At 41.4% G+C, this 8,412-nt stretch carries 6 protein-coding genes; 2 read left to right on the top strand and 4 right to left on the bottom strand.

The annotated features are described in order from the left end of the window. Positions 1-9: 9 nt before the first annotated feature. From V5G28_RS15475 to V5G28_RS15460, 4 genes are all read right to left on the bottom strand, one after another. Positions 10-1,344, bottom strand: a complete 1,335-nt coding sequence (locus tag V5G28_RS15475) for a phthiocerol/phthiodiolone dimycocerosyl transferase family protein (protein ID WP_332997127.1) — start codon at positions 1,342-1,344, stop codon at positions 10-12. A 366-nt stretch (positions 1,345-1,710) separates the two neighbouring features. Next, positions 1,711-3,582: a hypothetical protein gene (locus tag V5G28_RS15470; RefSeq protein WP_336230863.1), complete on the bottom strand. Its 1,872-nt coding sequence runs from the start codon at positions 3,580-3,582 to the stop codon at positions 1,711-1,713. A gap of 258 nt (positions 3,583-3,840) precedes the next feature. Next, positions 3,841-4,146: an acyl carrier protein gene (locus tag V5G28_RS15465; RefSeq protein ID WP_332997126.1), complete on the bottom strand. Its 306-nt coding sequence runs from the start codon at positions 4,144-4,146 to the stop codon at positions 3,841-3,843. A 702-nt stretch (positions 4,147-4,848) separates the two neighbouring features. Next, positions 4,849-5,715, bottom strand: a complete 867-nt coding sequence (locus tag V5G28_RS15460) for a TetR/AcrR family transcriptional regulator (RefSeq protein WP_332997124.1) — start codon at positions 5,713-5,715, stop codon at positions 4,849-4,851. Between the two features lie 174 nt (positions 5,716-5,889). Here V5G28_RS15460 and V5G28_RS15455 point away from each other — a divergent pair, with 174 nt between their 5' ends. Together V5G28_RS15455 and devC are read left to right on the top strand one after the other, a co-directional pair. Further along, positions 5,890-7,224: an ABC exporter membrane fusion protein gene (locus tag V5G28_RS15455; RefSeq protein WP_332997122.1), complete on the top strand. Its 1,335-nt coding sequence runs from the start codon at positions 5,890-5,892 to the stop codon at positions 7,222-7,224. Further along, positions 7,221-8,396 (top strand): ABC transporter permease DevC, encoded by a 1,176-nt coding sequence (gene devC, locus V5G28_RS15450; RefSeq protein WP_332997121.1) that lies wholly within the window; start codon positions 7,221-7,223, stop codon positions 8,394-8,396. The genes V5G28_RS15455 and devC overlap by 4 nt, the downstream gene beginning before the upstream one ends. The last annotated feature ends 16 nt before the right edge of the window (positions 8,397-8,412 follow it).

The following is an 8,412-nucleotide window of genomic DNA, read 5'->3' as shown; positions in this document are numbered from 1 at the left end:
GGGAATGGGTTACTTGTGAATTGGGGTGAAAACAACATTGAAATCGCAAACCTCAATAATACAGGACACGACGTTGTTCACAAGAGTCTCCATAGTATCCTGACTGATTGAAGGCAGAGAAAAAACAAAATTTAACAGCATTTTTCCTTGAAAAGTTGAGGCGTTTGTAGCGAAAACACCTGCATACAAAGAATTAGAGCCAAGGTAGCTGATTTCTTCTAGTTCAAATGCTCCGTAAACGTTGGGGATGTTGACTTTGCCAATATTAGAGACAGATACAGTGGCAGAGACTTCGTTCGGGACGGCGAGAAAAAACTTGATGAAATCCTTGGACATCAATATCATCTTAAAGATATCGTTGTGCTTTGTAACAGCTTCAAGGTGTTGTTTCACATCCCGAGCTAATTCCCAGAAAGATGTATTGGTATGTATAGTGTGAAATCCCAAAATAGATGATGCTAACACACCCATATGCTCATCGGTGATTGCAGGTTCTAGGCGTTTCCTCAAATCAAAATATGACAGGCAACTCACTCGTACATCTTTTCTCTTACCTTTAGCTATTTTTCTCGCTACAGTAAACAACAGTGCAGCGCACAAAGCACTCTGCACTGTCGTATTTTCCTGCCTGCAACGATTTACCAGCTGTTGAGTCAACTCTGGATCAAGCTGTCTGTGAACCATGCCACAAGTACGCTTCGCAAGGGGTGCATACTTTTCAAAACCTAGTGTTTCCGGTCGATTCCAGATTTTCTGAAACCCAAGCCGTAAAAACAGGAACACGCCACTTATCCTACCACTGAAACTTTTTGTCCATTTGGGTAGTAGTTCTTCAATTGGTGGAAGCGCGTCTAAGCTAGCAACTGGATTCATTACCTCGCCGGACACAATTTTATGACAGTACTCTAATATTTCTGAGTGAAGCCGGACGCATGATAACGCGTCCGAAACCCCGTGGTGTACTGTTGTAATCAGGTAACTGACATGGTCTTCGCTTAAGATATGAACAAGCACTGCTCGCAGCAGATTTTTGCTACTATCAATTTCCTCGTTTAGCTCTTCATGAACGACTTCTTGCCACTGCCAATTGTCTAATTTGTTCACAACACGCAAAGAAATCTTTGCTGTTCCTTCAGTTTGAAAGCGGAGGCTATTAAGAGAACCAACAATCCGAGAATTAAGACGAGGGTGACGATGCTGGATTAGATCTAGAGCCTGTCTGACAACTTCTTCACTTAGAGGTCCTTTGATCCGACTAATAGTGATTACATTCCAGGTTTTAGCACAGCGATTTAAGGTTTCCATCGCTTGCTCGACGCGTCCCAGTTTTCTGTTGGCAATCATGATTAGTTGCGATTCCACATTCAAATCAACTTTACTTAGGACGCATCAGAAAGCAAATTTATATTCCTGACTTTTCACGTCATGTGGAAAAGTCCACAAAAAATCTAACTTTCTTTCCCCAACATTCAAAGTCTCTCTCCTTGTAGGAGAGAGAAATAGAAGCGAGGTTTTCCAGATACCGTGAAAACTAAGAGGATGTTTTAAAAGTCCTACTGTCGGTAGCAAAGTGTTCTAGATCCCCCTAAATCCCCCTTAAAAAGGGGGACTTTGATTCCGGTTCCCCCCTTGGAAAGGGGGGCTAGGGGGGATCAATAAGTGCCAAAAATCACAGCCAACCACTTTTTAAACAACCTCTAAGATTTATATTCAACTATCAGCTATCTTTGTCTTAAGAGAAGCAAAATGTTTTCCACCTAGTTCTATTTCTCCTTTTTCACACCCAGTCTTCACTCTTTCTACGAGATATTCCAAATCAGAAGCTATGATATTCGTTCCATGATCCGGTTCTATCAAACTGGCTAAGGAAATATTCCCACCATGTTGATTTACCAAGTTATAAATACTCAAAAAATTGAAGACTCCAGATTCATAGGTTCCACAAGGCACTGAAGGATTGTTAACTCCAGCATAATGTTCATTCATCTGAAACCACTCAGCTGTTGGGTATCCGTGAAAATGGATCATTGGCAGACCATTTCTCATTAAGTTTGGTGCATACAAAGCTGCGGACATAGCTATTCCCAGCATTACATAGACATCATAGGAAGGCTTGATATCTACGACTTGAGAATCAACTAAGAGCGGTAACTGTAGCAATAACCTGTCTGTCAAACCAATTCTAACTATGTCACTTTCAAGACTCAAGTTAGTTTTATTTGACCCAGAACGAGCACTTAAAATCCAAATATCGGGAATCTGCTTAAATTTATATTCTGTTCCTATCTTAGTTTTTAAATAACGTCTACCTATCGAATTTTTGCGGACTTCATCAATACTGAATCCTTCAACAGGATATAGATTTTTCCACTCCCGTTCAGTTATCTCAATTTGTCCAACGTAATGTGGTGGCTCTGCATACGCAACAAAGCCATAAGAAACACCTGTTCTGCCATTTACAATGACGTTAACGATATCTCTATAGGACTTTCTTTTAATCACCTCGCTTAGCTTTGAACCAGAAGGAAAGAGATTGGTTTCTGCAAGCTTATTACCTAAGGTAACTAATTTTTGTGCATAAGTTGATTGCAGAGAGTCGAATTCTTCTATTTGAAATTTGCTCAATGGCAAAGGTAATATGGGAACGTAGACCTTGGGAATGAGTGAATTTAAAACAAAACTATCTATCTCATTTATAGAAAATACGGAATCTGAAAGATTCATATTCAGAATTGAAAAATGTGAATGAGACACTCCAATCACAATTTCTGAAAATGTCCTGATGAGAGTATTCAACCCAATCTTTATCTTCTGTTGATAGGGAGTTTCGGAATTAACAAACTCTTTATCTAATTCCGTGAGTACAATAACCTGAGTATTTGTCGGATCTTCAATGTATTTAGCTGCACAATCTTCAGCCCAACCGATTAACTGAGCAATTCTCGTTACCGAGATTTTTTGCCCCTTCACAATAAAACGAGAATAGATTTGATACAGCTTTTCTGCTAAATTTTTCTTAAATCGACTTATTAAAGAAGGTGGTCTATCTACATCAATGACAGCATTTACCCCAGATTTCACCACCCTGTTTTTGATGGTTTTCTTCCAGTTAAGAAACGGGATATTGATTTTATAATGAAACTCTGTTATAGCTTTTTCCCACGGTAAAACTTTCACCCCATATGAGTGCAGTTTCAGTTCTAGTTCTTCTCTAAATCTGAGAATTTCTTCATTTTTGTATCTATTTGGCACAGGTCTAAAGGTGACAGTTAGCCTTTGAGCCATCAGTCTAGGATCGATAATCGGTTGCTTACACTCTAGATTTAATTTATCGCCTATTTCCCCAATTAAACGACCGATTGTTTGCAGACTGAGATCATTATCCCGCGATATGGGATGAGAACTAATGGCAACATTACCCTGACGTAAAAATGCCATAATTTCCGGCTTGTTTGCAGCTATTTCTGCCTGTAGATCTGGCGTTAATATTCCTTTGGGAGAACGGATCTTGAGTTTGTCATTCTCAACCCAGATCTGTACAGACTGTTGCCTGAGAGTTGCCAAAATTTCGGATGTATTCATAGTTTTTTGCAATCTCTTTAAAAACAACTGCAGCGTTTACATTTCAAGACTTATAGCAGTCCTATTTGATTTATGAAAATTATTAACCGCCAAGACGCCAAGGACGCCAAGAAAAGAGAAGAGAGAATTTCACGAATCATTTAGGATTGCGTATATGTACCAAATACTAGAAAATCGGTTTCTTCGTAGGTAGCTGATTGCTAAACCTACGATTTTTGCTCTTAACCGAGTTTCTTTGCGTAAAAACAACTGCAAACTTTAAATTTGAAAAAGTTCTGTCTCCGAACCACCAAATTCTTCGGCTAAACGCTGGGAAAGTGATTCAATAGTGGGGTAATGCCACACCAGCAGGGGAGATAACTGAAATCCGAGCAATTTCTCCACTTTACTAGCAATAATCATCACCTGGGCTGAATCCAAACCGTAGCTGTCGAAAGGCTCTTGAATGTTTATCTCTGCTGGTTGCAGTCCTAGTAACTCAGCAAAAAAAGACGCCAGCCATACTTGAAGGTCTTTTGCGGTATAAGAAGGTTGTGGAGTTGAAGCGGGATTGGATAAACTCATAGAGATTCGTAAAATTTAGAAGGAACTCGGTGATATTAGTCTTTTGTCAAACAGGGAAAAGCCAAATCGCGCACTCAATTTTCTTCCCATAATGCTTTAAGCCCATTCGCAACTTTCAAGATTGACACACATAGGAGAAAGCGCATAACCCTTTGCTTGTAAGCATTTTCAATTTCGTCTCGACTAAGCTGACACACATAGGGGTCTAGCAATCTGATTTTAAGTTGAGAAAGGTGCAGCAACCTTGAAAATAGGCAGTTTTAAGTAGTAGAGGAAGCTAATCTGATAACCCTTCACTAAAGATAATTTCCTCAAAATTCAAATATATTTCCGCCTAGTTAGGTTGCCAAATTGGCAGAAATCAGGCTCTTGACGAAACGGCTGGGTAAATTTGCCATGCCTACGCAAGCAGAAAGTCTTCCACCTTTTCTCACCATGTATATACAAAAAAGTCAGACAATGACAGATGTAAATAGGGCTGGTTGGAATCGAACCAAGCAGACACTCGAATTTGTCATGTATATACAATTTTGCACAAGTGCATTGGTGTGAACAATCACGTTCAAACGTTTACCCCACCCCGGTTTTGTGTAAGCTGGGGTGGGGTGAAGCGAAAATTATGGGCAAGCATAAGGGCATATGATGTAACCTAATGACAAGGTTTTCAGCTTCAGTTGACACAGATGACCTCTTCCTTGCTCCTCAGGTTAATCCTTGATTGCGAGCAATGATTTCGATCACCTCACTGCGGGTGAGTTGATTTTTAGCGGCGATCGCAGCTAATTTTTCCCAAGCTGTATCTGTGAGTCTCATAGATCTTAAACGTTTCGGCTCAGAATCGTAGTCTCGCTCAAATTTACCTGAATCCTTACGGTTGCGCCGAGGAGATTTTTGCTTTGTGCCTGAGTACTGATCTGCGCTTATATGTTTTACACTCTGATTAATAGTCTGATTAATAGTTAACAAGTAAATCAAGTTGTCAACCAGGCGATCGCGCTCCATTGGTAGAATATCATTGCTATGCAGTACTTCCTGAATCAGGATGAAATGTACTAACGTTCCCATAAACACTCGCGCCGCAACTTCTGGATCAGGTAGGTTGAGTTCCGTACGAGACGCAAGAAATTGACACAAATCCTCCAAAAATGATTTTTCAAGGTTAAGAACAAAGGCTCGCGCTAACTCCGGAAAACGTTCAGACTCACCAATTATCAAGCGAATTAATCCTAACACCTGTTTGTCAGCTATAGAGTTATCTAGCATACAGAACGCTAAATGGCGCAGGATTGTAGATGCTTCACCTTGCATCAATTGTGCTTTTTGGGGGTTAAATACTGCGTAATACTTGGATACAATCAATTGCTGTATGAGAGCAGTAAACAGTCCTTCCTTGTCTTGAAAGTGATTGTAGACGGTTGTTTTAGACACACCTGCTGCTGCTGTTACCTGATCCATAGTTGTAGCAGCATACCCATGTGCCAGAAACTCTTGCATTGCACCTGCCAGAATGGCATCCACTTTTTCTTCTGATGGCTTACGATCTAGATTATTTGTTTGTGTCTTTCTCATTTTTCGGTTCTTCTACTTTTACCAGGTTATAGCTATAAGGTTGGCTGTAGGGACACAACCATCCTTTCCTAACACCGGTGTATGACACCAAGCACTGGGGTGAAAATCTTTCTTGACATAATTGTACTGTACCGTCTAGTTTAGAATAAAGAAACTAAACTGTATAGTTTATTTATGTCCCAATTGAATCAGGAGGCACCTTATGTGCGCGATGCAACAGCTAACGGTTCTGCATCCTTTAAGCATAGCCGTCGCCCACTGATGATACTGGCAATTGCTACAGCTTTTGTTGTTGCTGGGCTGACAACTTACAGATTCTGGCGATTACAGTCACAGCAATCTAGTGTGACGCAAACATCTAAGCTTAGCATCCCCAAAGTCACAAAAGTGGTTGCTTTAGGAAGACTAGAGCCACAGGGAGAAATCATTAAAGTTTCCGCTCCAACATCGAGTCAAGAGAATCGAGTTGAGCAATTGTTAGTCAAGGAGGGGCAAGAGGTAAAAGCAGGGCAAGTGATTGCCATTCTTGATAGCAAAGACCGTCTTCAAGCTGCTGTCATGAAAGCACAAGAACAAGTGAGAGTCAAGCAAGCAAACCTCAAGAAAGTACAAGCAGGTGCAAAACGCGGTGAAATTGCCGCGCAACAAGCTCAAGTTGAGCGCTTGAAGGCACAGTGGCAAGGTGACAAGACAGCGCAAGCAGAAGCGATCGCCCGACTGAAAGCGCAGTGGGAAGGCGACAAGATAGCGCAACAGGCAACCATGAGAAAACTAAGAGCCCAACTCAACAATGCTCAAGCCGAATACAAGCGCTATCAGCAGTTATATTCTCAAGGTGCAATTTCTCTATCTTCATTTGATAGTAAGCGCCTGAGTTTAGATACTGCAACACAGGAAGTTAGAGAAGCTGAAGCAGTCCTTAGTCGTATTGATGGTACAAGTAGCAGGCAAATCAGCGAGGCTCAAGCTGTTCTTGCACGGATGAACGCGACTGGTAGCAAACAACTGGGCGAGGCTCAAGCGACACTCGAAAAGATAGCTGAGGTGCGCCCAGTGGATGTGGAAGTAGCAAAAGCAGAAGTTGATGATGCGATCGCCGAAGTGAATCAGGCTAAGAAAAATCTGGAACAGACTTACGTGCGATCGCCTCAAGACGGACAAGTATTGGATATACATACACGTGCTGGTGAAGTGGTATCAAGTAATGGCATCGTTGAAATTGGGCAAACCAGCCAAATGTATGTGGTTGCAGAAGTTTACCAAAGTGATATTAGTAAAGTCCGTTCAGGACAGCAGGTGCGGATAACTAGCGATGCTTTACCAGATGAGTTGCAAGGAACAGTTGATCGCATAGGCTTACAGGTGCGTCGTCAGAGTGTCGTCAACACTGACCCTAGTACCAATATTGATGCCAGAGTGGTTGAAGTTCATGTCCGATTAAATACAGCATCAAACCAAAAAGCTGCTCAGTTAACCAATTTGCAGGTTAAGGCAATGATTAAATTATGATTGGATTTATACAACAGTTACAGCGGCGAACACCTCTGGGATGGCTGCAACTAAATCATGAAAAAAGTCGTTTGTTGGTAGCATTGTCAGGTATTGCCTTTGCCGATGTTCTGATATTCATGCAGCTTGGCTTTCAAAACGCACTCTATGACAGTAATACTCGCCTCAACAGAGTTTTGCATACAGATATTGTTTTAATCAGTCCCAAAGCTCGTAATATCCAAAATTTGTCTACATTTTCGCGGCGGCGGCTGTACCAAGCATCCTCCATATCAGGAGTGAAATCTGCAGAAGGACTGTATCTAAGTATGATCACCTGGAAAAATCCCCAAACCCGTAGCGAAACATCAATTCAAGTTATTGGGGTTAATCCTGACCAACCAGCTTTTCAGTTACCAGAAGTGAACCAACAGTTAGATAAGATTAAGCTGCCGGATACTTTGCTATTTGACCATGATTCTAAAGGAGATTATAAACAGACAATTGCCCAAATTGAACAAGGTAAAACTGTTACCACTGAAATAGAAAACCACACCATCACTCTCGGTGGCTTATTCAAATTGGGAACTTCCTTTGGGGCTGATGGTAACTTGATTACCAGCGATCAGAATTTCTTACGGCTCTTTCCTGGACGGCAAGCAGCCAGTATTAATTTGGGTATGATTTATCTTGAACCAGGATATGACCCGAAGCAAGTTGCAACAGCATTACGAACCTACTTACCTGATGATGTCAAAGTTCTCACCCATGAGGAATTTATCCAGTTTGAGGAAAACTACTGGCAGAAAGAAAGCCCCATCGGCTTTATCTTCGGTCTAGGCGTGTCGATGGGGTTTATAGTCGGCATCATTATCGTTTATCAAGTTCTTTCCACTGATGTGAATGCTCACATCAAAGAGTACGCTACCTTGAAGGCAATGGGGTATGACAATCTCTACTTCTTAGGAGTGATTTTTGAAGAAGCAGTTATTCTAGCATTTCTAGGCTTCATACCAGGAGCAATAGTTCCTTTGGGACTTTACCATCTCACCAGGAATGCGACAAATTTGCCCATTTACATGACCTTAGCACGAGCCTTGTTGGTGCTGGTGCTGACCATCGTTATGTGTCTTATTTCCGGAGCGATCGCCACCCGCAAACTTCAAGCTGCTGACCCTGCTGATATGTTCTAGAAGTCAAAAGTCAAAG

Source organism: Scytonema sp. PRP1 (assembly GCF_036697665.2).
In the GTDB taxonomy this organism is placed as follows: Bacteria; Cyanobacteriota; Cyanobacteriia; order Cyanobacteriales; family Nostocaceae; genus Kalymmatonema; species Kalymmatonema gypsitolerans.
The sequence above is the reverse complement of the archived record's forward strand: the minus strand, read 5'-3'. Positions and strand labels throughout refer to the sequence as shown.

What these genes read in the sequence shown, in the direction of transcription:
- V5G28_RS15475 (WP_332997127.1), bottom strand. Translation starts at nt 1,344, where the DNA reads ATGATTGCCAACAGAAAACTGGGACGCGTCGAGCAAGCGATGGAAACC.
- V5G28_RS15470 (WP_336230863.1), bottom strand. Translation starts at nt 3,582, where the DNA reads ATGAATACATCCGAAATTTTGGCAACTCTCAGGCAACAGTCTGTACAG.
- V5G28_RS15465 (WP_332997126.1), bottom strand. Translation starts at nt 4,146, where the DNA reads ATGAGTTTATCCAATCCCGCTTCAACTCCACAACCTTCTTATACCGCA.
- V5G28_RS15460 (WP_332997124.1), bottom strand. Translation starts at nt 5,715, where the DNA reads ATGAGAAAGACACAAACAAATAATCTAGATCGTAAGCCATCAGAAGAA.
- V5G28_RS15455 (WP_332997122.1), top strand. Translation starts at nt 5,890, where the DNA reads ATGTCCCAATTGAATCAGGAGGCACCTTATGTGCGCGATGCAACAGCT.
- devC (WP_332997121.1), top strand. Translation starts at nt 7,221, where the DNA reads ATGATTGGATTTATACAACAGTTACAGCGGCGAACACCTCTGGGATGG.